Origin of the sequence: Parapedobacter lycopersici (assembly GCF_040395035.1) — a bacterium.
Lineage (GTDB): Bacteria > Bacteroidota > Bacteroidia > Sphingobacteriales > Sphingobacteriaceae > Parapedobacter > Parapedobacter lycopersici_A.
Genome location: NZ_JBEBRB010000001.1, coordinates 33,274 through 59,464 on the forward strand (window position 1 = coordinate 33,274; position 26,191 = coordinate 59,464).

26 protein-coding genes are annotated in these 26,191 nt (G+C 52.6%); 10 read left to right on the top strand and 16 right to left on the bottom strand.

The features are described from left to right. Nucleotides 1–10: 10 nt before the first annotated feature. Together ftsH and rsfS are read right to left on the bottom strand one after the other, a co-directional pair. Nucleotides 11–2,128: an ATP-dependent zinc metalloprotease FtsH gene (gene ftsH, locus ABWO75_RS00165; RefSeq protein WP_502922387.1), complete on the bottom strand. Its 2,118-nt coding sequence runs from the start codon at nt 2,126–2,128 to the stop codon at nt 11–13. A gap of 30 nt (nt 2,129–2,158) precedes the next feature. After that, nucleotides 2,159–2,533 carry a ribosome silencing factor gene (gene rsfS / locus ABWO75_RS00170; RefSeq protein ID WP_353181335.1) on the bottom strand — a complete coding sequence of 125 codons (375 nt, stop codon included), beginning with the start codon at nt 2,531–2,533 and terminating at the stop codon, nt 2,159–2,161. 66 nt (nt 2,534–2,599) lie between these two features. Between rsfS and ABWO75_RS00175 the strand changes: the two genes are divergently transcribed. The 4 genes from ABWO75_RS00175 (at nt 2,600) to pfkA (ending at nt 6,606) form a co-directional block, all read left to right on the top strand. Further along, nucleotides 2,600–3,352, top strand: coding sequence for a biotin--[acetyl-CoA-carboxylase] ligase (locus tag ABWO75_RS00175; RefSeq protein WP_353181337.1), 753 nt, complete (start codon nt 2,600–2,602; stop codon nt 3,350–3,352). Between the two features lie 123 nt (nt 3,353–3,475). Further along, nucleotides 3,476–3,925 carry a protein-disulfide reductase DsbD N-terminal domain-containing protein gene (locus tag ABWO75_RS00180; RefSeq protein WP_353181339.1) on the top strand — a complete coding sequence of 150 codons (450 nt, stop codon included), beginning with the start codon at nt 3,476–3,478 and terminating at the stop codon, nt 3,923–3,925. A 12-nt stretch (nt 3,926–3,937) separates the two neighbouring features. Next, entirely contained in the window at nt 3,938–5,608 is a 1,671-nt protein-coding gene (locus tag ABWO75_RS00185; RefSeq protein WP_353181341.1) for a protein-disulfide reductase DsbD family protein, read from the top strand. Between the two features lie 20 nt (nt 5,609–5,628). Continuing rightward, the gene (gene pfkA / locus ABWO75_RS00190) at nt 5,629–6,606 is read left to right on the top strand and encodes a 6-phosphofructokinase (RefSeq protein WP_353181343.1); all 978 of its coding nucleotides are present in this window, start codon (nt 5,629–5,631) and stop codon (nt 6,604–6,606) included. Between the two features lie 15 nt (nt 6,607–6,621). On the opposite strand, the gene ABWO75_RS00195 is transcribed toward pfkA, so the two are convergent. The 4 genes from ABWO75_RS00195 to ABWO75_RS00210 form a co-directional block, all read right to left on the bottom strand. Then, entirely contained in the window at nt 6,622–7,737 is a 1,116-nt protein-coding gene (locus ABWO75_RS00195) for a redoxin domain-containing protein (protein WP_353181345.1), read from the bottom strand. A 143-nt stretch (nt 7,738–7,880) separates the two neighbouring features. After that, nucleotides 7,881–8,660, bottom strand: coding sequence for a TPM domain-containing protein (locus ABWO75_RS00200; protein ID WP_502922388.1), 780 nt, complete (start codon nt 8,658–8,660; stop codon nt 7,881–7,883). Nucleotides 8,661–8,688: 28 nt separating this feature from the next. Next, entirely contained in the window at nt 8,689–9,138 is a 450-nt protein-coding gene (locus tag ABWO75_RS00205; protein WP_353181347.1) for a TPM domain-containing protein, read from the bottom strand. 13 nt (nt 9,139–9,151) lie between these two features. Further along, the gene (locus ABWO75_RS00210; RefSeq protein ID WP_257657350.1) at nt 9,152–9,730 is read right to left on the bottom strand and encodes a LemA family protein; all 579 of its coding nucleotides are present in this window, start codon (nt 9,728–9,730) and stop codon (nt 9,152–9,154) included. A 100-nt stretch (nt 9,731–9,830) separates the two neighbouring features. On the opposite strand from ABWO75_RS00210, the gene ABWO75_RS00215 reads away from it, so the two are divergent. Further along, the gene (locus tag ABWO75_RS00215; RefSeq protein ID WP_353181349.1) at nt 9,831–11,372 is read left to right on the top strand and encodes an NAD(P)/FAD-dependent oxidoreductase; all 1,542 of its coding nucleotides are present in this window, start codon (nt 9,831–9,833) and stop codon (nt 11,370–11,372) included. 18 nt (nt 11,373–11,390) lie between these two features. On the opposite strand, the gene sufD is transcribed toward ABWO75_RS00215, so the two are convergent. From sufD to sufB, 3 genes are all read right to left on the bottom strand, one after another. Next, nucleotides 11,391–12,689: a Fe-S cluster assembly protein SufD gene (gene sufD, locus ABWO75_RS00220; RefSeq protein WP_353181351.1), complete on the bottom strand. Its 1,299-nt coding sequence runs from the start codon at nt 12,687–12,689 to the stop codon at nt 11,391–11,393. Nucleotides 12,690–12,732: 43 nt separating this feature from the next. Further along, nucleotides 12,733–13,497, bottom strand: coding sequence for a Fe-S cluster assembly ATPase SufC (sufC, locus tag ABWO75_RS00225; RefSeq protein WP_353181353.1), 765 nt, complete (start codon nt 13,495–13,497; stop codon nt 12,733–12,735). Between the two features lie 62 nt (nt 13,498–13,559). Then, nucleotides 13,560–15,011 carry a Fe-S cluster assembly protein SufB gene (gene sufB / locus ABWO75_RS00230; protein ID WP_353181355.1) on the bottom strand — a complete coding sequence of 484 codons (1,452 nt, stop codon included), beginning with the start codon at nt 15,009–15,011 and terminating at the stop codon, nt 13,560–13,562. A gap of 319 nt (nt 15,012–15,330) precedes the next feature. On the opposite strand from sufB, the gene ABWO75_RS00235 reads away from it, so the two are divergent. Continuing rightward, nucleotides 15,331–15,801 (top strand): Lrp/AsnC family transcriptional regulator, encoded by a 471-nt coding sequence (locus ABWO75_RS00235; RefSeq protein WP_257657355.1) that lies wholly within the window; start codon nt 15,331–15,333, stop codon nt 15,799–15,801. Here ABWO75_RS00235 and ung read toward each other — a convergent pair whose 3' ends face one another. Next, the gene (gene ung / locus ABWO75_RS00240; protein WP_353181358.1) at nt 15,802–16,473 is read right to left on the bottom strand and encodes a uracil-DNA glycosylase; all 672 of its coding nucleotides are present in this window, start codon (nt 16,471–16,473) and stop codon (nt 15,802–15,804) included. 164 nt (nt 16,474–16,637) lie between these two features. Between ung and ABWO75_RS00245 the strand changes: the two genes are divergently transcribed. Further along, complete coding sequence (locus tag ABWO75_RS00245) at nt 16,638–17,174, top strand: DUF2892 domain-containing protein (protein ID WP_257657357.1); 537 nt, start codon at nt 16,638–16,640, stop codon at nt 17,172–17,174. Between the two features lies 1 nt (nt 17,175). Here ABWO75_RS00245 and ABWO75_RS00250 read toward each other — a convergent pair whose 3' ends face one another. Further along, a complete protein-coding gene (locus ABWO75_RS00250; RefSeq protein WP_353181360.1) occupies nt 17,176–17,658 on the bottom strand; it encodes a hypothetical protein in 483 nt (160 codons plus the stop codon). A 9-nt stretch (nt 17,659–17,667) separates the two neighbouring features. Continuing rightward, the gene (locus ABWO75_RS00255) at nt 17,668–18,141 is read right to left on the bottom strand and encodes a DUF4293 domain-containing protein (protein WP_353181362.1); all 474 of its coding nucleotides are present in this window, start codon (nt 18,139–18,141) and stop codon (nt 17,668–17,670) included. 72 nt (nt 18,142–18,213) lie between these two features. Here ABWO75_RS00255 and truA point away from each other — a divergent pair, with 72 nt between their 5' ends. After that, nucleotides 18,214–18,981 carry a tRNA pseudouridine(38-40) synthase TruA gene (gene truA, locus ABWO75_RS00260; protein WP_353181364.1) on the top strand — a complete coding sequence of 256 codons (768 nt, stop codon included), beginning with the start codon at nt 18,214–18,216 and terminating at the stop codon, nt 18,979–18,981. 121 nt (nt 18,982–19,102) lie between these two features. Next, complete coding sequence (locus ABWO75_RS00265; protein ID WP_502922389.1) at nt 19,103–20,809, top strand: ABC transporter ATP-binding protein; 1,707 nt, start codon at nt 19,103–19,105, stop codon at nt 20,807–20,809. Here ABWO75_RS00265 and ABWO75_RS00270 read toward each other — a convergent pair. After that, nucleotides 20,806–21,933: a serine hydrolase domain-containing protein gene (locus ABWO75_RS00270; protein ID WP_353181368.1), complete on the bottom strand. Its 1,128-nt coding sequence runs from the start codon at nt 21,931–21,933 to the stop codon at nt 20,806–20,808. The genes ABWO75_RS00265 and ABWO75_RS00270 overlap by 4 nt on opposite strands. 349 nt (nt 21,934–22,282) lie before the next feature. Here ABWO75_RS00270 and ABWO75_RS00275 point away from each other — a divergent pair, with 349 nt between their 5' ends. Further along, the gene (locus ABWO75_RS00275; RefSeq protein ID WP_353181370.1) at nt 22,283–23,371 is read left to right on the top strand and encodes a DUF4407 domain-containing protein; all 1,089 of its coding nucleotides are present in this window, start codon (nt 22,283–22,285) and stop codon (nt 23,369–23,371) included. Between the two features lie 10 nt (nt 23,372–23,381). Here ABWO75_RS00275 and ABWO75_RS00280 read toward each other — a convergent pair whose 3' ends face one another. The 3 genes from ABWO75_RS00280 to ABWO75_RS00290 form a co-directional block, all read right to left on the bottom strand. Next, on the bottom strand, nt 23,382–24,434 hold the full coding sequence (locus ABWO75_RS00280) for an ABC transporter ATP-binding protein (RefSeq protein WP_353181372.1): 1,053 nt from the start codon (nt 24,432–24,434) through the stop codon (nt 23,382–23,384). A 101-nt stretch (nt 24,435–24,535) separates the two neighbouring features. Beyond that, the gene (locus tag ABWO75_RS00285; RefSeq protein ID WP_353181374.1) at nt 24,536–25,432 is read right to left on the bottom strand and encodes an outer membrane beta-barrel protein; all 897 of its coding nucleotides are present in this window, start codon (nt 25,430–25,432) and stop codon (nt 24,536–24,538) included. A 22-nt stretch (nt 25,433–25,454) separates the two neighbouring features. Beyond that, complete coding sequence (locus ABWO75_RS00290) at nt 25,455–26,171, bottom strand: hypothetical protein (RefSeq protein WP_353181376.1); 717 nt, start codon at nt 26,169–26,171, stop codon at nt 25,455–25,457. Nucleotides 26,172–26,191 lie beyond the last annotated feature (20 nt).

Here is a 26,191-nt window from a genome sequence, read left to right on the forward strand (position 1 = left end):
ACCGGCAGGACTACTCCACCTTACGGTTGACTTCTTCGTCTTCGGGATTGGGGCTGGACGGCCCATTTTCGAATGTATCCGAGTGATCCTCCACGCCCTCGTGGATCATACCCTCGGCAGCCTTACTCTGGTCACCTTCGTCGTGGTTTCCGTTCACGAACTCATCATACGTGGTACGGTGGTCAAATGGACGTTTACCTAAAATTTCCTCCAGATCGGACTGGAAAAGAATTTCTTTCTCCAGCAGTTTCTCCGCGAGGGCGATGAGGCCGGCCTGATTTTCGAGTAACAGTTTTTTGGTCTTTTCGTAAATGTCCGATATAAGTTGCCGCACTTCATCGTCGATCAACTGCGCTGTCTTCTCCGAATACGGCTTATGGAACTGCGTTTCCTGATTGTCGTTGAACGATACGTTCCCTACCCGATGATTCATGCCATATACGGCAACCATAGCGTAGGCAAGCTTCGTAATCCGTTCCAGGTCATTCTGCGCTCCGGTGGATATTTTGCCAAATGTGATGTCCTCGGCAACCCGTCCACCCATGGTCATACACATCCCATCCACCAGCTGTTCGGTCGTATAAAGGAACTGCTCTTTAGGCAGGTATTGCGCATAACCCAGCGCAGCAACCCCACGGGGAACAATGGATACCTTCACCAGTGGATCCGCATGTTCAAGGAACCATCCAGCAATCGCATGCCCCGCTTCGTGATAGGCAACGATGCGTTTCTCTTCAGGCGAAATAATCTTATTTTTCTTCTCCAGTCCGCCGATCACGCGGTCAATGGCATCCTGGAAGTCCTGCATATCAATTGCCGTCTTATTCCGCCGTGCCGCAATCAGTGCCGCCTCGTTACAGACGTTGGCAATTTCAGCGCCGGCAAAACCCGGTGTCTGGGCTGACAGTTTTTTGGCGTCGACCTCAGCGGCCAATTTCAACGGCTTAAGGTGTACCTTAAAGATCTGCTCCCGGCCAACGAGATCCGGCTTATCGATGGATATCTGCCGATCAAAACGCCCCGGGCGCAACAGGGCGGAGTCCAGTACATCCGGCCGGTTAGTGGCCGCCATAATGATGATTCCGGAATCCGTACCAAAGCCGTCCATTTCCACCAGCAACTGGTTCAGCGTATTTTCCCGCTCATCATTTCCGCCCATGACACTGTTTTTTCCACGTGCCCGGCCAATGGCATCGATCTCATCAATAAAAATGATACACGGTGCTTTATCCTTTGCCTGCCGGAAAAGGTCACGCACCCGGGATGCGCCAACGCCGACAAACATCTCCACGAAGTCCGATCCCGACAGTGAGAAAAATGGCACCTGTGCTTCGCCGGCTACGGCCTTCGCCAGTAATGTTTTTCCGGTACCCGGTGAGCCGACGAGCAGCACACCTTTGGGTATCTTACCCCCCAGGTTCGTATATTTTTTCGGGTTTTTGAGGAAGTCTACCACTTCCATTACCTCCTGCTTGGCTTCTTCCAGTCCGGCAACATCATTGAACGTAATGGCCACTTGCGATTCCTTGTCAAACAGGGTGGCTTTCGATTTTCCTATATTGAAAATCTGGCCGCCGGGGCCACCTCCACCACCGCCCATACGCCGCATAATAAAAACCCAGAACACAATAATCAGCAATAGCGGAAGCATGATGGAAAAAATCCATCCCGTCCACGCATTGGTCCGGTCTTCCAGTTTCAGGGATACCCGGTCACTGGGGTCCAGGCTCTCCTGTGCGGCATTGAGTTTCCGCTCCAATGCATCATAGGAACCATCGGTAAAATAATAATTCGGTCCCGAACTCGGCGCGAGGAGCAGGGAATTAGGGTTAGGCCGTACATCTTCGTACTTGGCATCGGTCAGCCGGTCTTTCTTGATATACACCTCAACAAATACCAGGTCGTTCTGCTTATAAGCCACCAGCCGGTCTACATCGCCCGACTGCAGCATATTCTTCTCAAATTCCTGATAAGTAATTTGCTTGGCCTGTTCGTCACTAAATATATATTGAAGGGCAAAAAAGCCCAAAATCATTGCAATCCACAGCCACATGATATTAAATTTCGGTGGCTTTGGCGTAACCTTTTTCGTGGGTACTCGCTTCATTCTATCAGCTCCGTTCGACATTTCTTTCCTTATCGTTTTCGTTTACTTAGCTTATGCACTTTGATAATACTCCGTTTCAGCATCGCCCCATAGGTCTTCGATGCCGAAGTGTTTGCGTTTGTCAGTTTTGAATATATGGACCACCACGTCTACAAAATCCAGCAGAATCCACTCTCCATGTTCCAACCCTTCTTTTCGCCAGGGTTCTTGTTTTAATACTTTATATACTTCTTCTTCCACACTCCTCGCCAAAGCATGCACCTGAACCGCAGAATCAGCGTGGCAAATAACGAAATAATCAGCAAGAGAACTATGGATATTCCTCAAATCAAGCCGCGCAATTTCATTTCCCTTCTTTTCCTGCATTCCGTGTATAACAACCTCGGATAAATGGGTAGACAGGCCTGATTTTTTATTTTTTACCATTAAAAATTGTTATAGTTTTGAGCAAAATTACCCACTATATTAACCGTATTGCAAAGTAACACAATTTTGGGATTATTTGTTGGACAAAATGTTATTACCTTACCCTCCGTGGATTCGACAAACGAATACCTCAAGGCTGAACTGTCAAAATCCACGCCAGTTGTCGAAGGGACTGTAATAATGGCAGTCGAGCAGGTTGCGGGTCGCGGACAGAAAGGAGCTGTCTGGCATAGCGAGGCGGGAAAAAACCTGACCTTTAGCGTACTGTTCAATCCGGTGTTCCTGCACCCCGGCAACCAATTCCGTTTAACGGTAGCCATTAGCCTGGCGCTCGCCCGCTGGCTGGAATCTGTATTGCAGCACCCCGTTAGTATAAAATGGCCGAACGACAGTTATGTTGACGGACGAAAAATTGCCGGTATTTTAGTCGAAAATATGCTCAAAGGCCAGACGTGGAAGTCGGCTATCGTCGGAATCGGCATTAACGTCAACCAAACGGATTTTCCCGTCGGGGCCGCCCGCCGACCCTGTTCCATCAAACAATTTTTACATAGGGATAGCAATATCCCTGAATTATTGTCCGATCTTTGCAACTACCTGGAACAGGAGTACCTGGCACTAAAAAGCGGGGGGCATGAGGCCCAGCTGGCGCAATACAAGCAACGGCTGTACCGGTTGGGGGAGACCCATCCCTTTCTGATTGACGGCGTACAGGTAACGGGTATATTGTGCGGCGTGACCGAGACAGGCAAGCTCATGATCGATTTTAACGGCCATGTAGCGGCCTTTGACATTAAAGAGGTGGAATTCGTATTTTAATCTTTAATTCGTAATTTTGCGACTCCAGTATCGGTTGCCCGGCAATATCAGCCTTGATGCACAGCGCTGCATCCCAAACGTTATGTTCCATTAGTTTGCAAACGATTAATATTGTCCCATATCATGAAAAAAATCCTTTTTGCTTCCGTTATTCTATTATTTGCAGTAAGCGGCGCCACGGCCCAACTACTGAAACCCGTTAAGTGGCAGTTCGGTGCAAAAAAAATAAGCGATACTGAAGCAGTTGTCTTTATGAAGGCCACGATGAATAAGGGCTGGTATATTTATTCACAACACCTGGGAGAAGGCGGCCCTATACCGACATCCTTTGCGTTCACGCCATCCAATGCTTATTCACTGATCGGCAAGCCGGCCGAACCAAAACCCAAAACCAAGCACGAACAAGTGTTTGATATGGATGTGGCTTATTTTGAAAATGAAGTTGTTTTCCAGCAAAAAGTAAAATTAACCAAAGGTGCTACCTCCGTAAAAGGAACGGTGGAGTTTATGGCCTGCAATGCCACGCAGTGTCTGCCGCCGGATGAAGTTGAATTTACGATCGCAGTAAAATAACAGGTTCCCGGCATGAAACGCTTATTCAACCTCCTTATACTGTTTAGCATTACCATGTCCGTACTGGCCGCACCGTCAGCATTCGGACAAGCCGACACATTACTCAGTTTCGATGACGTCGAGTTTACCGACGGACAGGATACTGCTCCCGCGACGGACACGGCGGTTGCACCGGCAACCGGCATATCGTCTCCTGCAACCCTATCGCCGGCAGCACCGGCAGACGGAGCTCCCGATACCCTCTGGGGCATTTTCATTGCGGGGATTATTGGTGGTTTTGCGGCTTTCCTGATGCCCTGTATTTATCCAATGGTACCGCTCACCGTGTCTTTTTTCACCAAACGGAGCGGTTCGAGGTCCAAGGGCGTTATCAATGCCCTGTTATACGGAGTCTTTATCATTGTCATTTATGTTGCGCTCGGCATGCTGGTGACGCTGCTTTTCGGCGCATCCGCGCTCAACGAGGCGGCCAGCAGTGCCTGGTTCAACCTGATATTTTTTGTCATTATTATCATTTTCGCAGTTTCTTTTCTGGGCGCATTTGAGATCACCCTACCTTCACGCTTTGTCAACAAAATGGACGAGAAGTCCAATCGGGGCGGCTTACTGGGTTTATTCTTTATGGCATTCACGCTTGCCCTTGTATCCTTTTCCTGCACCGGACCCATCATTGGCTATTTATTGGTTGAAGCCGTATCCAAGGGAGCATTGATGGGCCCCGCGATTGGCATGCTTGGCTTCTCGATCGCATTGGCCATCCCCTTTATGCTATTTGCCTTTTTCCCCTCGTGGCTCAAGGAAATGCCTAAATCGGGCGGGTGGCTCAATACCGTGAAGGTTTCACTGGGTTTCCTCGAATTGGCATTGGCATTCAAATTCCTGTCCAACGTTGATCTCGCCTATCACTGGGGAATACTGGACCGCGAAGTATTTCTGGCCATATGGATCGTGATCTTCGGATTATTTGGACTGTACCTGCTGGGCAAATTGCGCTTTTCGCATGACAGCGATATGCCGTTCTTATCCGTCCCACGTCTTTTTATTGCCATCGCCGTGCTTTCATTTACCGTTTACATGATCCCGGGAATGTGGGGAGCGCCGCTTAAGGCATTAAGTGCCTGGCTGCCGCCATCACCTACGCAGGATTTCAATCTTCATCAGGCGATGTATACCACCGGCGGAACCCAGGCGGGTAGTGGCGTTGCCAAAAAATACGGCAACCTGTTCCACGCACCCCACGGCATCGATGCCTTTTACGACTACGACCAGGCACTGGCCCATTCACAGCAGGTGAATAAGCCCCTGTTGCTCGATTTTACCGGCTGGAGCTGTGTGAATTGCCGGAAGATGGAAGAGTCGGTGTGGCCCGATCCCCGGGTACTGAAACGCCTGAAGGAAGATTTCATATTGGTATCATTATACGTCGATGACCGCACGGAACTGACTCCCGAAGAGCAGTATACCTCCGAGTTCAGCGGAAAAAAAATCCGGCGTGTCGGCCAGAAGTGGTCGGACTTCCAGGCCGCACGTTTCGGCGCCAACGCGCAGCCTTACTATGTGATCGTGGATGGGGAAGGGAATCAATTGGTTCCTGCACAGGCCTATAATGAAGATATCGAAAATTACATTAATTTTCTGGACAGTGGTCTGGCAGCCTTTCATGGCACCGCCGGCGCAAATTAAACGCAATAAGAACGATTGGCATGAGCAACATCAAGAACATCGCAGTATTTACCTCCGGCGGGGATGCCCCCGGCATGAATGCCGCCATAAGGGCCGTAGTGCGGGCTGGACTGTATTACAACCTGAATGTGTTCGGCATCGGCCGCGGGTACGATGGCATGGTGCATAACGACATCTTTCCGATGGACGCCAAATCAGTGGCCAACATCATCCAACGGGGGGGAACCATCTTAAAAACGGCCAGGAGCGAAGAATTCAGAACGATCGCGGGCCGGAAACAGGCGTATGATAACCTCCGCGCCCGTGGCATTGACGCCCTTGTCGCTATCGGGGGCGATGGCACGTTTACCGGTGCCGCCAAGTTCATTGAAGAGTTCGACATTCCGGTCATCGGTTTGCCTGGTACCATTGACAACGATCTTGCAGGCACTGATTTTACCATCGGATACGATACGGCAATCAATACCGTTATCGAAGCAGTCGATAAGATCCGGGACACCGCCGAATCACATGATCGGGTATTTGTCGTGGAAGTGATGGGCCGCGATTCCGGCTTAATTGCGCTGCGTTCGGGCATCAGCGTTGGTGCGGAGTGCGTGCTTATTCCCGAAATCAAGGTGGACTACGAAGCCATGATGGCCAGGCTCGACCGGACCCGAAAAAACAAGGCCTCACGTATCATTATCGTGGCTGAAGGTGATGACGCCGGCGGGGGGTTTGCCGTCGCCGAGCGGGTTAAGGCCCGCTTCCCCCACTACGATCTCCGGGTGTCTATACTGGGCCATATCCAGCGCGGAGGCAGCCCTACCTGTATGGACCGTGTGCTGGCCAGCCGCCTCGGCGTGGCTGCCGTAGAGGGTTTGTTAAACGGACGTAAAGGAGAAATGGCCGGGCTAATTCACGGGCAGGTTGAATTTACCCCGTTCAGCAAGGCCATTAAGCACATCAGCAACATCAACGAAAACCTGATCCGGATTGTGGATATCCTGTCGATTTAATGCGGCAGTCAGCGGTTAGTTTAGCAGCTCTTCCAGTTTTGCATGCAACGCTTCGCCACGTAAGTCTTTGGCAATAATCTTCCCCTCGGGGTCCAGCAGGAAATTCGCGGGAATGCCTTTGATGGCATACTGCTGCACGACGCTGGTTTGCCACCATTTCAATTCCGATACATGGGCCCAGTCCTGCAGGCCGTCGGTATGGATGGCCTTTAACCAGGCTTCCTTTGCGCCCGGGCGATCCAGCGATACGCCGAATACGGTAAAATTCCGGTCCTTGAACCGCTGGTAGGCAGCCACCACATTCGGGTTTTCGTGCCTGCAGGGCAGGCACCAGCTGGCCCAGAAATCGATCAATACGTATTTACCCCTGAAGGAGGAGAGTGCAATTTCATTCCCGGCCGTATCAGGCTGGGCAAATTCCGGCGCTACCGCTCCCACACCGACGCGTTCTATATTAGCCACCAATTCCTTGATAACCTGTCCTTTTTCCGTGCGTTTAAGTCTGGCCGAAAGCCGTTTAAAACTAGGCACCACCAGTTCATGATTGCCGGGTTTCTCTACATAAACATACAACAGGTCAAGGCTTAAAGGGCTTTTGGGATGTTTCTTTATGAATTGAAAATCAATCGCCTCCTGCTCTTCCATAATCGCCATCATCCGGGCAGAAAGCGCAGCCTGGAAAGCGGGATCCTGCTGTTGTTCCTTGGAAGCTGCATTATATTGTCTTCTGACTTCGGTAACCTTCGCCATCGGTTCGGCCAATTGCATCTGGTAGGTTGTGAAATCCCGGTTTACCCGCCCTCCCTTCACCGTTGCGTGGGTGAGCGAGTCAGCTGACGTGATCCGGATGATGCCCCGTTCCAGGTAAATTTCCTTACGGTCGGGCATCGATTCCTCCGTTTCGGGAAGGCTTACCACCAACGCGCGCGACGGCGCATCCACGCTCCCTCGGAATTCAAACAAACCCTCGGGCGATACCGTCGTCGAATCCAGCGCCATACCGGTTGCCGTTTGGTAGCTTAAATATACTTTTTCCGGCCGTGTTCCGATTTTTCCCGTTACCGTAAAATCTTCCTGCGCCATCACACCCAGCGGAACACACGCCAGCGCAATCCATACTCCTTTTTTCATCTGTACATTTGTCTCTTATCGCTAATGAAGCTTGCACGAGCTGTTTTACTCCCGTCATTTTGAGCGACAGCTCCCCGCAGGTTTCATCACGATCCTGTTAATTTCATTCTGCTTTTGAGCGCTAATATGTGTCACTCCTGCCATTACCACCTTCCGCTGGCTCCGCCACCGCCAAAACCTCCTCCACCAAAGCCGCCGAAACCACCGCCGCCTCCGCCGAAGCCACCACCCCCACCAAAGCCACCGCCTCCGCCACCACGGCCCAGGCCGCTCAGCAATGTCCACCACAGCAGGTCCGACGTACCACGGCGATCCATTACGCCGCCTCCGCCGCCACCGCGTCCACGGCCTACCAACGCCATAATAACTACAACCACGATCACCAAAAAAAGCAAGCCGCCGAAGCCACTGCCTTTAGCTGATTTTTTCGGAGACGCCTTGTATTCACCCTTGGTATAGGATATCAGGGCGTCCGTACCTCGGTCGATGCCGGTAAAGTAGTCGCCCTGCCGGAAAGCCGGCTTAATTTCGTTTTCAATAATACGATAGGCAATCGCATCGGGCACAGCGCCTTCTACGCCATATCCCGTCTGGATGGTCATCGCCCGGTCTCCCAGCGCCACCAGCAACAAAATCCCATTATCGTGTTCCTTACCGCCAATGCCCCATTGCTGCGCCAGCCGCACACCATAGTCGGCGATATCATATTGGCCGGTCGACTGCATCACCACGACCGCAATCTGGGTCGACGTACTGTCGTCGAAGGCAACCAGTTTCCGTTCCAGCTGCGCGATCTGTGCCGCATTCAGCGTATTGGTGTAGTCGTTAACAAGCCGGTTGGGCTGCGGCGGAAAATCCTGCCCGTACACGGCACCGCACAGGCCTGTAACCAGTATCAGAAAAAAAATAAACTGTCGGTACATGTTTCGCTGTCTGCCCATCATCTCCTGCCTATTTGCCATCATAATCATCACCTTTACCGAAAACGACGTCATTGGGCAGTTCGTTAATGTCGTCTTCCATACGCGGGAAAAATTGCTGCAGTTGTTTGCCGGCATGCGTAATACCATCGATCAGTCCACGTACCAGGTCGTCCTTCCGGAATGCCTGTAACATCAGGTCCCGTGTTTCTTCCCAGAAATCCGCAGGCACTTTCCTGTCGATTCCATGGTCGCCGATAATCGCAAACTGATGGTCTTCCACCGACATGTAAATCAACACCCCGTTGCGGAGGGCCGTTCGGTCCATGCCCAACCGGCGAAAATACCATACCGCGCGATCCAGCACCTCACCCTTGCAGCGCGGCTCTATCGCCAGGCGGATTTCCCCTGACGTATGGTTCTCCGCCACACTGATGGCATGCACAATCTTTTCCTGCTGTTCTGCTGTAAACAACTCCATTTCAGGTCAACAATTAAAATTGTACCTCGGGGGCCTGTTCCGCTCCCGCTTCCGCGGCAAAATATCCTTTCTGCTTGAAACCAAATAAGCCTGCGGTAATGTTATTCGGAAACCGCCTCACGGAGGAGTTGTATTCCTGCGTAGCTTCGTTGAAAGCCCTACGCTCCGTGCTGATCCGGTTTTCCGTACCTTCCAGCTGTGCCTGTAATTCCATGAAGTTCTGGTTGGCCTTCAGCTCGGGATAGCGCTCAACCGTAACCAGCAGGCGCCCCAGAGATTGCGACAGCGCATCCTGCGACTGCTGAAACTGCTGGATCGCTTCCGGTGTCAGGTTTTCCGGATCAACCGTAACCGATGAAGCCTTTGCCCGGGCTTCAATTACCTGGGTAAGGGTTTCCTGTTCAAAATTAGCAGCTCCCTTAACCGTGTTTACCAGGTTCGGGATCAGGTCTGCCCGCCGTTGGTAGGCATTTTCCACCTGGGCCCATTTGCCCTTTACATTTTCTTCCAGGTTAACGAGTGAGTTGTACCCGCAGGAGCTGAACGACAATGCGGTAAGCACCCCCGCCATCAGGATAAATAATCTTTTCATATTGATTTGATTTAGCATATGTTAATCACACGAATGTACTACTTTGACGGCAAAATCCATACCTTTGTTACGCTTTGGGATAAAAACCTGACACACCAGCATGCAAAAAGAAATCGAACTCGGCATTTCGCCGGATAAAATCGCGGACGAAAGTTACCTTATCCAGCAGGTCGCCGCAGCCCTTCAACTTCCCGTTTCCGACATTACTGCTATAAAAATACGCAAACGGTCAATCGATGCCCGTGCGAAGCACGTGCTCTACCGGATCCGGGTAGTCGTATTCATTGGCGAACAGCCTGTCCCTGACAGGTTCCTTTTTTCATATGCCAATGTTGCAGCTGCCCCGCCGGTAATTATTATCGGTGCAGGTCCGGCCGGCCTTTTTGCCGCGCTGCGCTGCATCGCGCGCGGGTTGCGGCCCATCGTGTTGGAACGCGGCAAATCGGTACAGGAACGCCGCCGGGACCTGGCACTGCTGAACAAAGAGGGCATCGTAAATCCCAATTCCAACTACTGTTTCGGGGAAGGCGGAGCCGGCACCTATTCCGATGGAAAGCTTTATACCCGGTCGAACAAACGGGGCGATGTGCAGCAGGTGCTGCAGTTCCTGGTTGCCCACGGCGCCCCGCCCGACATTCTGGTGGATGCCCGTCCGCACATTGGAACCAATAAACTGCCCCACATCATCCAGGCCATACGCCAAACTATTTTGGCGTATGGCGGCGAAATCCGGTTCGACAGCGAGGTCTGCGATATATTGGAACAGGCAGGGCAGGTAGCCGGCGTGGAGCTGGTATCCGGCGACCGCTTCGCGGCGCGCCACGTCATCGTAGCCACTGGACATTCCGCCCGGGATATATTCGCGTTGTTCCGCCGGAAAAACTGGCTGGTGGAGGCCAAACCGTTTGCGTTAGGTGTGCGGATCGAACATCCGCAGGAAATAATTGACCGGGCGCAGTACCATTGTGACGTACGTGGCCCGCACCTTCCTCCGGCTTATTACAGTATTGTGGAACAGGTGGGTTCACGCGGGGTATTCTCCTTCTGCATGTGCCCCGGGGGCATCATTGCGCCATGTGCTACAGGTGCCGGTGAGGTGGTCGTCAACGGCTGGTCGCCCTCCCGGCGCAATAACCCGCATGCCAACTCCGGCACGGTGGTGCAGGTTGATTTCGGCGATGTTCCCGATGCCGCGACAAATCCGTTCGCGCTCCTCGAGTTTCAACAAGCCGTTGAACATCGCGCTTTCGAGGCAGGTGGAGGTAATCTCGTGGCACCTGCCCAGCGGATGGTTGATTTTGTAGCCGGGAAGTTGTCGGCCACATTACCGGAAAACTCCTACAAACCCGGTACGAAAAGCGCACCGCTGGCCGAAGTGCTGCCCGCTTTCGTACACGACGCGCTTCGGCAGGCACTTCCGCTGTTCGGCAAAAAAATAAAAGGTTATTACACCAACGAGGCTTTATTAGTGGGTGTAGAGTCGCGCACATCCTCTCCGGTCCGTATTCCCCGGGATAAAGAAACCCTGCAGCATCCGCAGGTAAAGGGACTGTATCCCTGTGGTGAAGGGGCCGGATATGCCGGCGGGATTGTCTCCGCCGCCATTGACGGCATGAATTGTGCCGACCGGATTGCGGGGTAGTTGCCCGATACCGTGTGGTTAAAGTCCCTCTTCGACGAGGTGCTCTACATACTTCCGCACCGTATCGTTGGCAAAGCGGCTGGTCACGTCAAAAGCAAAGGCATGCACCAACAATACCCGGGCCTGTGCTTCGCTGATTCCCCTCGCCCGCAGGTAAAAAAGTGCTTCGGGGTCAAATTGGCCGATTGTGCAGCCGTGACTGCATTTTACATCGTCAGCAAAGATCTCCAGCTGCGGTTTGGTATAAACCGCCGACTGCTCACCAATCAGCATATTGTTGTTTTGCTGGAAGGCGTTTGTTTTCTGTGCATCCTCGCGGACAAATATCTTGCCGTTGAATACCGCCGTGGATGTATCCTGCGTAATATTCTTATACCATTCGTAGCTTTCGCAATGGGGTTTGAGGTGGTCTACGATGGTATGGTTATCCACAAACTGGTTGCCCGCCGTCAATGCAATGCCATAAAGGTGGCTTTCTACTTCACTGGCATCCAACCGGACATTGATATTATTCCGGACGAAGGATGCCCCGGGAAAACTGCAGTTATAATTATTATACAGGCTGTGTTTCTCCTGGTATACTTCTATGTGGTTGAGGTAATTGCCGGATTCACCCGCTACCTGCAGGGCATAGTGTTGCAATTTGCCTCCCTCATGTACCACAATTTCACTTACGTGGTTGTTCAGGTACTGTGTCGCACCGCCTTCCGTAACCAGCGACTCAATGATTTCCATTTCTGCATGCCGGCCAACCACGTACAGGTTGCGTACCTGGGCGAACAACGGTGTCTCCGCTGCAGCCACATGGATGATATGCACCGGTTTATCCAGCACCGCATCAGGCGCCAGTGAAATAAAAACCCCGGATTTAAACAGCGCCGTATTCAGCGCAACAAAAGGGTTATCCGTTTTATCGGCGTATTCCGCAAAATGCTTGGTAAAAGCCAATTCATCGATCGCCTTTTCCATGGGCAGCACCGTTAACCCCGCTACCGGTACCGAATCAGACAGCGCTTCGCTAAAAACACCGTCTACCAATACAATCCGATAGGCATCCAGCCCCGGAATGGCCGCCAATGCCAGGTCTGCATGCAAGGGCTGATCTGCGCCGGCCAATGTATACGGCTGATTCAGGAGCGGTTGCGTATTGGTATATTTCCAGTCTTCCCATTTCACTGTAGGGAAACCGGTTTGTTTAAACCGCTCAAAAGCAAGCTTACGCAGTTCACCGAGCGGATGCGGTGCCTGCACCGCGCGGTCCTCCTCATATGCGCGGGTGAGTTGGTTATATAGGGATTCCGTTACTTGTGTAATCATTATTTCTTTCGCTAGTGGCGTTCGATAATACCGTCTTATTTTATTAAACAGCGTTTTCCGCCCCAACAGTTTCTTTAATCCAGTCGTATCCTTTTTCTTCCAGCTCCAATGCCAGTTCCTTGGTACCTGAACGTACAATACGTCCTTTATACAGCACGTGTACGAAATCCGGAACAATGTATTCCAGCAGCCGCTGGTAGTGGGTAATCACGATGAAGGCATTATCCTTTGAGCGCAGGTGATTTACCCCGCTGGCCACAATGCGCAGGGCATCGATATCCAGTCCTGAATCGGTTTCATCAAGAATGGCCAGCTTCGGTTCCAGCATCGCCAACTGGAAAATTTCATTGCGTTTCTTTTCACCGCCCGAGAACCCTTCGTTCAACGACCGGTTAGCCAGCTTGGCATCAAACTCGACCAGCTGCTGTTTTTCCTTTACCAGCTTCAGGAAATCCCGGGCTTCCAGCGGCGGTAAGCCTTTGTAAGCGCGGATTTCACTCAGCGCGGTCTTCAAAAAGTTGATATTGGATACACCGGGAATCTCCACCGGATATTGGAAGGCCAGGAATACGCCTTCGCGCGCCCGGTCTTCGGGCGAGAGTTCCAGCAAATCCTTCCCGTCCAGCAACACCTCGCCAGCAGTCACTTCGTAGGACTCCCGTCCGGCAAGCACATTCCCGAGCGTACTCTTGCCCGAACCGTTGGGTCCCATGATGGCATGTACCTCGCCCGCCTTTACCTCCAGATTTAAGCCCTTCAGGATTTCCTGACTTTCGACTGCTGCGTGTAAATTATTGATTGTTAACATTCTATTTTGCGTACTATAAATTATTTGCGTTTAATTTCATTCAAATGGAGCCGCCCGGACACCTACCCGACACTGCCTTCCAGGGAAATTGCCAGCAGTTTCTGTGCTTCAACAGCAAATTCCATCGGGAGCTGATTAAGCACTTCCTTGGCATACCCGTTGACAATCAGGCCCACCGCTTTCTCCGGGTCGATCCCCCGCTGGGTAAGGTAGAACAGTTGGTCTTCCCCGATCTTGGACGTAGTTGCTTCGTGTTCGAGCGTAGCCGTTCTATTCCGGTTTTCGATATAGGGAAATGTATGTGCACCGCAGCGGTCACCGATCAACAGCGAATCACATTGCGTAAAATTACGGGAGCCGTCCGCACCGGGACCAATCTTCACCAGTCCGCGGTAGCTGTTGTGGCTGGTACCCGCCGATATGCCCTTTGACACAATCTTGCTGCGCGTATGCTTACCCAGGTGAATCATTTTCGTACCTGTATCCGCAAGCTGCTTGTTACGCGTCAGGGCGACGGAATAAAACTCGCCGACCGAATGATCGCCTTTCAGGATTACACCCGGATATTTCCAGGTAATCGCCGATCCGGTTTCTACCTGGGTCCAGGAGATTTTGCTGTTATCGCCTTTGCATATGCCGCGCTTGGTCACGAAATTATAAATTCCGCCTTTGCCGTCCTTATCGCCCGGATACCAGTTCTGCACGGTTGAATATTTAATTTCGGCATCCTTCAGCGCGATCAGTTCCACAACCGCGGCATGCAGTTGGTTCTCATCCCGCATCGGGGCCGTACATCCTTCAAGGTAACTGACATAGGCTCCCTCGTCGGCAATGATCAACGTCCGCTCAAACTGGCCGGTATTTTCCGCATTAATTCGGAAATAGGTGGAAAGCTCCATCGGACAGCGCACCCCCTTGGGGATATACACAAACGAGCCGTCGGAAAATACGGCCGAGTTCAATGCCGCATATACGTTGTCCGTCTGCGGCACCACGCTGCCAAGGTATTGTTTCACCAGCTCAGGATGCTCCTGTACCGCTTCGCCAAAAGAACAGAAAATAACACCCTGTTCCTTCAGTTTTTCACGGAATGTGGTTTTTACCGACACGCTGTCAAACACCGCATCCACGGCAACCACGCCGGCCAGTACTTTCTGTTCATCAAGCGGAATCCCCAGCTTTTCAAAGGTAGAAAGCAATTCAGGGTCCACTTCATCCAGGCTGTTCAGCTTGGGTTTCGCTTTGGGAGCCGCGTAGTAGGAAATATCCTGGAAGTCTACTTCCGGAAGCGTAAAATTCTGCCAGGCAGGCATATCCATCTTCATGAAATGGCGCAACGCCTTAAGCCGCCATTCCAGCAGCCATTCCGGTTCATTTTTCTTTGCTGAGATTAAGCGCACCGTATCCTCATTCAGCCCCTTGGGGGCAATATCCATTTCGATATCGGTGGTAAACCCGTATTTATACTCTTCGAGCGCGAGCTCTTTTAACATTTCATCGTCTTTTGTACTCATAATGCTCCTTCACAAAATGTAAACATCATAACGGCTGGCGGCATCTCCGCTTTAGCCCTGCAAAGTTACGGTTTTGGCCGCAATAAACCTTATGCATACGCCGTTCTTTTCGTGTAAAATAGCGAAAATCAAGCAGATTTGCGGTTTCCATCCCATCGATCCGGTATTTTTACAAATCGGTGATAATGGAAAATTCGCCCATCATCCGGTGCCGTGGGGCCAGGCACCGTGACCGCGCATCAATTCTTCAAAAATTAATTGTATTATTGCCAAATATAATTTGGTATATTGCCCTGTTTAGCATATTAAAAACACAGTTATGCCTTTCCAACCCGATAAAACCGATTTCAAAATCCTGAAATTGCTGCAGGAAAATGGGCGAATCACCAATCTACAGTTAGCGTCGAGCATCGGCCTCTCGCCTGCTCCCACGCTGGAACGGGTACGTAAATTGGAAAACTCAGGATACATCAAAAGCTACCATGCTTTTGTCGACGAAGAGAAACTCGGACTGGGCATCAAATCGTTTATCCAGGTTTCCCTCGACTTCCACACGCATAATGCCATTCCGGAGTTTGTCGCCGCCGTGCAGCACATCAAAGAGGTGACCGAGTGCCACCACGTAACAGGCCAGTGCGATTTTATCCTGAAGGTATATGTAAAAGACATCAAAGCCTACGAGGCCGTCATCATGGAAAAAATAAGCAAGATTCCCTACGTGAAAACATTCCAGACGATGATGATCATGTCGACCAGCAAGAAAGAACCCATCGTGCCCATGGAGTACTGATCAGACCTGCCAGTCGATCGGCTTTCGTCCGTGCTGTTCCAAAAACTGGTTGGCCCTGGAAAAATGCCTGCATCCGAAGAAACCATTGTGGGCTGATAACGGCGAGGGGTGCGCGGCGGTCAGGATATGGTGCTTCCGGTAATCGATTAAGGCCGCCTTGTCCTTGGCATACCTCCCCCACAGCAGAAAAACCAATCCTTCGCGTTGCGCCGACAATTCGGCAATAGCCTTATCGGTAAACGTTTCCCATCCTTTCCGCTGATGTGATCCGGCGGTATGCGCACGCACCGTCAGCGTTGCATTAAGCAGCAGTACCCCCTGATCGGCCCAGGCCGTCAGGTCACCATGGTCCGGAATCCGGAAATCCGGGATATCCGTCTGCAATTCCTTATACATATTCCGCAGTGACGGCGGGATTTCAATGCCACGGGGCACCGAAAAGGATAGCCCCATGGCCTGCCCGACGTTGTGGTATGGGTCCTGTCCCAGGATCACCACCTTTACCCGATCAAATGGGGTGTGTTCAAATGCGTTAAAAATGAGCCGGTTCGGCGGAAAGACGGCGTGCTGCTGCAATTCGGATTTTAAAAACCCCTTAAGTGCCTGCATATAGGGTTTTTCAAATTCCGGCCCCAGTACGGCCTTCCAACTGCTTTCTAATTGAATGTTCATATGCGTTGGCAATATATTCTTTATTTGGCAATACCCGGTTGAAAACAGTCGGTACAAATAAATAAATTTTACAAAATGTAAAGAAAACAGGTTGTAGAAGCGCCCAAATAAACGGATATTTGCCTAATTTTTATTTTGTTGGGTTACGCAAAGAAATAGATTACATGTCAAATATTGTTCGAATTATCCTCTCTTCACTCCTGCTGCTGGGCACCGTGGCCTTATTCATTTATGGCGAGTGGGGCTGGGGAATATTGGGTATCTTCCTTACCCTTATCGCATTCGTCACCGTTTTTTTCAACGAGAACATGCTTATTGCGCAATTTTACCTGCGCAAAGAAAATATGCCAAAAGCCGCTAAGTGGCTGGGGAACATTACGCAGTATGAAAAACAACTCATCCGCGCGCAGCATGGTTATTACCACCTGCTACTTGGCCTGCTCGAATCCCAGAAAGCACCGCTCCAGTCGGAAAAATATTTCAAACGGGCACTGACGCTGGGCCTGCACATGGGGCACAACGTTGCGCTGGCGAAATTAAGCCTGGCCGGTATTGCTATGGCCAAGCGCAATAAAAGGGAAGCTACCAAATACCTGCAGGAGGCAAAAAAAGCAGACAAGAACAAACTGCTGGCCGACCAGATCAAACTGATGAAAGACCAGATGGGGCTGATGGATAAGCAGCAGATCCGGTACCGGTAGGTCAATTGGCCAGGTAAACATCCAAAAACCGGCCCACTTCCGACCGGTCTTCAAATACCACTTTCGTTACCGCTATCCGTTTGGCATCCGGCGCAATGCGTTCCGCCGTAACAGTTAACGGAACTGCCGTACGGGGCTGCAGTACGTAATGCAGGTAATTCTGCCGGTCCGTGAACCGCATGCGTACCTGTCCCAAAGCCATGGTGGAAAAGTAATATGCATTCTGCTGATCGTCGACCAGCTGGGTACCATAAACGTTGATCTTCAGTTCGCGCGGATTGGCTTTAAGGTTAGTCAGCGTGATCTCTACAGTCGCGGTGTGCGTAGCTGAGTCGATCCGGAAGTCCACCACGTCGAACTGCACACTGTCCACCACCACGGTAGCAGAATCCGTCGGGCCCGTTACAGCGTTCCCCGACTGTGCCGCCGCCAGAACGGGCGCCATGCAAAGGATCAGCAGGTATAGTCGGGAGCTCAATTTCATGCGGTGGTGTTACCGGAGCCGGTCGGCCGACTTGATTAGTTTTTCGTCCTTGCGCACCCCGCCCATGGCCATCAACAGAAAGATCATCGCAATGGGTAGCAGGAAAAAGCCGACGCCGATGTTCCGGGCCGAAAGGAACTGCCGGGCTTCGGTCAACGCCGTACTTGCCGACGAATACAGCCAAAAGCCGAACAGGAGAATCAGTACCAGCTCGAGCACAATCAGCTGCACCTGCAGCTTGCGCTGTTTATACTGAAAAACGATGTACAAAGGAAAGATGCCCAGTATCACCGTAGCTATGGTCTGCAGCAGAAACCATTCCTCACGGATGGCCTGTCCTTCAAATCCACGGTATTTTCCCGTCACCTTCAGCGCCTGGCCCATGCCGGCAAGATCTGCATATTGCAGGTAGGGAAAAAGGAATAACGCAAAAATGGTGGCAGAAGCCAGAAACAACCAAATAGTTTGTATGCGCTGTATCATAAGGACGTAACCTGATTATCGATTAGATAAGGCAAACTTAGAAAAATTGTTTTAAATCCTACCTTTGTTCCTGTGAAAACCTTGCAAACACGGTATTTTATTGAAATTGCTTTTGACGGAGGCGCTTACCACGGCTGGCAGGCGCAGCCCAATGCCCGCACCGTGCAGGAATTGCTGGACGCCGCGCTTGGCGTGGTGGTGCGCCAGCCGATCGCAACCACAGGATGCGGCCGTACCGATGCCGGCGTACATGCCCGGCAGCTGTATGCGCACTTCGATCTCGCGGCGGGTAACGACATACCTGACCCGCAGCGGATGCTGCACAGCCTGAATTCGCTGCTGCCCCCGGACATTGCGGCCAAAAGGCTGATTGCCGTACCGTCGGATGCCCATGCCCGGTTCGATGCGGTAAAACGGTCTTATGAATATCACCTTCACTTCGACAAGAACCCCTTTCTGCAAAGGCGGTCCTGGCAGGTACACGGCATTCCTGACGTAGACGCCATGAACGAGGCGGCCGGCTACCTGCTGGATTATCACGATTTCGCCTGTTTCAGCAAATCCAACACCCAGGTGGCCACCTTTACCTGCAAACTCACCCGGGCCGAATGGCAATGGACACCGGACGGCAGGCTCATTTTTTATATTTCCGCCGACCGGTTCCTCCGCAACATGGTACGCGCCATTGTGGGCACCCTCCTGGAAATCGGCCGAAAGGAAAAGCCCCCTGAACACATGCATACCGTGGTTGCCAGCCGGAACCGCAGCGCGGCGGGCACCTCCGTACCGGCTCACGGCCTGTACCTCACCGAAGTCGTATATCCCTACATTCCCGGGTAAGATACGTGAAAAAAATCCGTACTTTTGCATCCTGTCCTATTGCTGACAGCCAAGAACAAGTAAATTGAGCGAGTCCCAGGTTACCGGTAAAACATACGATGCGCACCTGCTCCGGCGGGTCATGCGTTATGTAAAACCCTATCGGGGTATTTTTATCGGTTCCATCGTGCTCACCCTGGTTATGGCGGCCGTGGCACCGGCGCTGCCCATGCTGATTGAATATACGCTGGACCGGTTTATCCTCCAGAACGACACCGACGGGCTGCGCATGATGCTGATACTGATGCTCGGACTGCTGCTGCTCCAGACGGTCATCCGCTATTTTCACACGCTGATGACCAATACATTAGGGCAATCGGTCATCCGCGACCTGCGGATTGATGTGTTTAATCATATTACCGGGCTCCGGCTTAAATATTTTGACCGCACACCGATCGGGCGGTTGATTACCCGTACGATCTCCGACCTGGAAACCATTGCCAATATCTTTTCAGAAGGACTGCTCCAGATCATCGGCGACGTGCTGCAACTGGTCGTTATCCTCGGCGTTATGTTTTACAGCGACTGGAAACTCACACTTATCGTATTGATTCCCATGCCGTTGATGATTGGCGCCACATACGTTTTCAAAGAGGCCATGAAATCGGCTTTCCAGGACGTGCGTCAGTGGATTTCCAACTTAAATACCTTTCTCCAGGAACACATTTCCGGCATCAGCATCATTCAGTATTTTGCCCGTGAGGAACAGGAAATGCGGAAATTCAAGGCAACCAATGCCGAACACCGTAACGCACATATCCGGGCCAACTGGTATTTCTCGATTTTCTTCCCGGTCATCGAAATCATCATGGCCATTGCCCTGGGGCTCTTGGTCTGGTACGGTTCAAGGGAAGTGCTGGCCGACCGGCTTTCACCGGGCGTCATCGTCGCATTCATCATGTACATAAACATGATTTTCCGCCCCATCCGGGAACTCGTCGATAAATTCAATACGCTGCAGATGGGCATGGTCAGTGCCGAGCGCATCTTTGCCGTACTCGACACCGACGAAAAATCAGCCAATGACGGGCGGCAACAGCCCGCCCACGTCCGTGGCGAAATCACGTTCAACAAGGTATGGTTCGCCTACGACGAGGAAAAGTGGGTGCTTAAAGACTTGAATTTCCATATCCGACCGGGAGAGACATTGGCACTTGTTGGTGCCACCGGGGCCGGAAAATCATCTACCATCAATATCCTGAGCCGGTTTTACGAGGTGAACCGGGGCGCCATTCTGCTCGACAACATGGATATCCGCGAATATGAACTTAATTTCCTGCGCCGTACCATCGCCACTGTTTTGCAGGACGTTTTTCTGTTTGCCGATTCCATTGCGAACAACATCAGCCTCAACAATCCGGATATTACCCGCGAACAGATCATTCAGGCATCCCGGCAGGTGGGAGCACATGATTTCATCCAGCGGCTGCCCGGTGGATACGACTACCAGGTCCAGGAACGCGGGGCTACGCTGTCTTCGGGGCAGGCCCAGCTCATCTCCTTTATCCGGGCGCTGGTGCACGATCCGAAAATCCTGGTGCTCGACGAGGCCACATCGGCGGTCGATACCGAGACCGAAATCCTGATCCAGCAGGCCATTGACACACTAATGAAAGGGCGTACTTCCATTGTGATTGCCCACCGCCTTTCGACCATCCAGAAAGCCGACAAAATTATCGTGCTGGACAAAGGGGAAATGAAAGAAATGGGATCACACCAGGAATTACTCCGCATCGACGGCTATTACAAACGCCTGTACGATCTGCAATTTAATTCGGCAGGAATCTAATAGACTTCATTCAGCCAGCGGAAAAGCGACACGGATTCGCCGGTCGCCGCTACCTGGGGGTTGATCCCTATAAGCTGTGCCACCCGCTCGAAAATCCCAGCTATTTCCATGTCATCCCGGTTAGTGAATAACGCGACTGTCAATCCACGGTGCGGGTTCAGGTATACGATGTTGTGGAAGCCGGTACTCTCCCCTGAATGGAACAGGCAGGCAGTCCCATCTTTTTCGCGGCCAATGAACCAACCCATGCTATAGTACACGTTCCCATTTACTGGCGATTTTTCGGCTTCCAGCGAATCCCGATAGGCGGATGAGGGGAACCCGCCGACCAGCAATGCTTCGGCCCAGCGCAGGTATTCCTGTGCCGACAGATACACGCCCCCATCGCCCTGGGCAGCACTGGTAAGGCTCTGGTCGGCAAATACAAAACGGTCTCCATCCGGGTGATAACCATATGCCCGGTTGGCGATTTCCACCTGTGGTTCATACACCAGTGCTTCATCCATCCCCAGTGGCAAAAAGATACGCTGCTTTACAAAATCGGCGTAGCGCTGGCCGCTTACTTTCGCAACGATGAGTGACAGCAGGCAATAACCGGTGTTACTATACCGGAACCGGGTACCGGGTGCGAAGTAGGTATGCTCCTGCCTTCTGATCAGCCGCAGCACATCCGCATCCAGTACCTGTACGGTCTGTGAATCGGGAATTAAGGCCTCATAATCCCAGATACCCGACGTGTGGTTCAGCAGCTGCCGGATGGTGATCGCACCCACGGTATCGGCAAGACCCTCAAAAAACTGCGCCAGCGGATCGTCCAGGGTTAGTTTCCCTGCTTCCGCCAACAGGTAAACGGCCATCGCGGTAAACTGCTTGCTCACCGAGGCCATGCGGAAATGCGTATCGGCTTTTATGGCGGCACCTGTTTTCGGGTCCGCCGAGCCAAACCCCCGGCTGAAAACCGGTTCATCTCCTTGTTTGACCACCAGTACACCTCCGGGTACCCGGTCCGATGGATAATGCTGCCGCATCACGGCATCCAGCTGTTCAGGAAGGGACTGTGCCGCGGCAGACGGCAGCAAAAGGCCCAATGTCACGGCAAGGAATAATAAATGGCGTATCATCATGTATCACGCGGTTTATCCAAAGTTAGTAATATCCGGAAGAAACCAAGTCAATGAACGGCAGGGCGATGAGGTATGGGAAAGGGTGAAGACTTCCGGCACATTTCTTCGGAGTGAGTCCATAGTGAGTCCAGGGTGAGTCCGGAATGAGTCCAGTGTGAGTCCAGTTTTTTACGTAAATAGCTGGACTCACCCCGGACTGCTGGCGGGTTCAGCGCGAAGCAGCTACGGCAACGTGGTAAAACTGTCTGTACCGCCGTGGGAATAGCACGTAAACCCAGCCGCTTTATGCCGGCGGATCAACGTAACAATATCGCTGCCGTGCGGTCTAACCGATCAAACCCCTGATGCGATGAAACAGGTAACCCTCTTCTTCTGGTGGTGCAGCGGCATGCACCGGGAAACGCTGGAACAGTATCCCGCCGAACGGCATAAATACGTCGGTATCGGAGCCACGATATTTTTCACCGGACTTTTTGCTGCATTGTCGGGTGGGTATGCGCTGTATTTCGTGTTCAGCGGCAGCGGACCCGCGGGCTTATATGCACTATTTTTCGGACTATTATGGGGTCTGGCCATCTTTAACATGGACCGTTACATCGTTTCCAGTATTAATAAAAATGCCCCGGGAGGCAAGCAGCTGCTGCAGGCTACTCCCCGGATACTGCTCGCCATCCTGATTGGCATCGTCATCTCACGACCGCTCGAACTCAAAATATTCGATAAGGAGATCCGCCAACAGCTGGCCACCAATTACCTGAACCAGCAACGCGCCACGCTGGATACGTTGAATCTCGCATTTGACCGTAAATACGCCCTGGAACTGGAGCGGCTGGCCGCCCTGCGCAGCGAACGGGATACGCTGGAGGCTGCCATCAAGTCGGCGCACGTCAAGCTGTACCAGGAGACGTTCGGCGATAAAACGCCGGAGACTTCGGGAATTACCGGTTATGGACCATATGCCAAAAGACGGCAGGCCGACCTGGATAAACAGGAACAGTACCTGGACACGTTACGCACGCGCATCCAACACCAGGAAACATTTATCCGGGAACAAAAACAAGCGGAAGGCCTATCGGATGAGCGGCTGCTTACGGGCGCGCGACTGGACAGCGTGGTCCAGCATGCCGGCTTTGCCGATCGGAATGCGGCGTTAGGCGACCTGAAATACCGTGCCGACGGCAGCGTGAATACCGCCAATTATGCGGCGATCACCTTTATCATGTTGCTTTTTATCTTCTTTGAATGCCTGCCGGTACTGGTCAAGCTGATGAGCATGCGGGATGCATACGATGTAGCGCTGCGTGACCGGCAGACCGTGGACATTCACCGGTCGGCAAAAAACCGGGATGCGGAAATAGCCATTATTGACGGGGTGCACGATCTCCGGATAAAAACAGAGACCGAAAAGCAGACACGGGTACTGTTGGATACGGATTGAATTTTACCTGTCATCCGAGCGGCTGGTACCGCTCGACCCGGAGGTTAGCACGCATGCCGGCACGGTAAGTACCGATGTCCCGGTGTATTGCCTGAAGCGTCACGCCGTTGCAGCCGACGGTCAATTCCTCATAAAATCCTTTGAAGCGCACTTCCAGCAGCTCAAACGTCCCCGCCGGGTCAGGAGTCAGGACAATCCACTCGGGATGGATGGCTACCGAGGTTCCGCTACGGATGTCCAGTACCAGGGCCTCGATCGGGTTCAGCACGTTGCTCCGCGCCAGCAAACGGGCGGTGTAAGCATCCGGGGGCTGCTGGTAAAGCGTCAATGGGTTACCCGCCGCCACCAGTCGCCCGCCACGCAGGATGATCAGCTCATCGGCCATGGAAAGTACTTCGGCCGGATCGTGTGACACCAGGATCACCGTAAGGCCGGTATCTGCCACAATGGAACGGATATCGCGTTGCAGGGAGTCCCGGAAGGAGGCATCTACCTGGTTGAACGGTTCGTCCATCAGCAATACTTCCGGCTCATTAACCAGTGCCCGGGCGATGGCCACCCGCTGCTTTTCTCCGCCACTGAGGTCGGCAACGCGCTGTTTATCCAGGTGCGCGATGCGCAGCTGCCTTAAAATACGTTCGGTTTTTGCCTGTTTTGCGTCCAGATCCGTATTCGGCAGCTGTGAGGCGATATTGTCCCACACATTGGCATAGGTATTCAGGTCGTCAAAGCCCTGCGAGACCATCCGCATGGCCTCATGCCCGGGAATCAGCTTTTCCTGCGGGCCGGGCACTTTCCTTCCCCGGTAGCGGATTTCGCCTTCCTGAAGTTCCAAGAGGCCATAAATCAGTCGCAGCAAGGTACTCTTCCCGCTCCCGCTTTCACCAACAATTGCCGTAATTTTCCCCTCCCCGATTTGAAAAGACAGTCCGCTTACCGCAATAACCGGTTGTTTACCCGAAAACGAGCGGCCGACGTTTTCACCATGAATGAAGGCCAGGCCTTCGCGCAGCACATCGGCGGGTACGGAACAGGAAGGGGAATTTGTAGCGGGTACAGCCATAAAAAAGCCGCCCCGGCAGGTACCGGGACGGCACAAAATTACGAAAAATGTACCGGATTGCCAGCAACGGTGATGGCCGGTCCCTGTCGGCGGAGGCGTTGTCAGAACCCAAACATCAACCCGAATGCGAAATTGCGCAGTCCTTCCTGCTGCGGACTGTTTTCAAAACTATCGTTAATGTAATATTTGGCATAAATACCAAAAGGGCCTACACCAACCCGGGCAAATGCACCGTAGCGGAACTGCGCTAAATTGTAATCATCCTTAAATTTCTGCTTTCCCAGTTCATCGCTTTTGAAGCGCTGGGTGCCCTTCAGCAGGAAACCACCCTCTGGTCCGACCGCAAATTTCAGTCGGCCCAACCCGTCATAATGACGGCTGCGCCACTCAAACGTGAGCGGCAGCCGGAGGTAGGTGGCTGTCAGCCGGTTCTTTGTATAATTGATTTCGTTACGGTCGACGATATCCCAGGCCAGCGGGGTGGTGTTTTCCCGCAGATCGATGTTCTCGCGGAACCGGATATAGGTCCAGTCAAACCCGCCGGATAAAAAGATACGGAAGTGGTCGTTGAAACGGTAGCCCACCTGCAGTAGGTCGAACCCGAAATTAACCGTCTTCCCGGGCCGGTAACGGAAGTCGCGGTTATTATCGGACAACGTAAAGCTTCCGTTATCTACTAACCTGACCAGCCCGAGATCAATCCGCGACAGGGTAATGCCATAAATGGGGCGCGCGCTCCGGGTATCACGTTCTGTTTCCTCCGGTTCATCCGTCTGGAGCCGGTATGTCTTTTCCTCACTTCCGACACGGATGATGCCTTCGTCTTCACCGGGAACCAAAATCCGTACCTTGCGTTTCTCTCCGGTATCCACGTCTTCCACAATGACCGTGTCGGCCGAAATCGCACGCTGGCGCTGGCGCTCTGCACGCTGACGTTCCTGGGCAGCGGATGCCAGGGCGAGGGTGCATAAAACTAATGTAAGGCTGGTGTATTTCATATCTGACTGATTTAGTAACGTATTATTTCCTGCTTCGGTTTCGTGCCAGGTTAAATTCGATTTTTATGGAGCCTTCGCTATCGCTGGAAAACAGCACCGCTTTTTCTTCCCTTCGGTCTACCGTTCCCACTACGAAATTCAGCAGCTGGCTCACGCCGAACGGATTGGAGCGCGGTGCGGATGCCAGCATTTCCGCTGCCGTGTCGTCCAGCACCACGGGCGGCTGCACGTCGGGCACTCCGGAAGTATCCGATCCGGAACTGCCGGCTTCCGGGGTGGCGCGGGGTGATGATGGGGCCGCGACGGGCGATGGCCGCGCGGTTGACATTTGCTTTACGACTGGTTCGGAAGTAACCGCTTCGGGTATCGGCACCGCTACCGCCGGTATCGGCTCCGACCGTGTTTTTCGTGGTGTTGCCCGCGCTATCGGGGTACGCCCGGGCATTCCCGATGCAGCCGGCCGGGTCGGTCGGCTGGCTGAAACGGGACCGGCAGGCTGTGTATCTGTTTCAGCCACCGGCGCCGCTGCTTGGCCCTGCAGGTAAATAACCGGTACCGGACGGCTGGCCCAGTAGGAAAGCACCCCCACCAGCAGCGCTGCAGCTGCAGCCCAGCGCCAGGCAACAGGCACGGTACGGCGCCGGACGGACATCGCAGCCCGGTCCGGCGTTTGGCGGGCCAGGCCTGCCTCAATCTTATCCCACAGGCCGGCAGAGACGTCCGGGGTAAAATTTTTCATCTTATCCCGGATATGGCGAT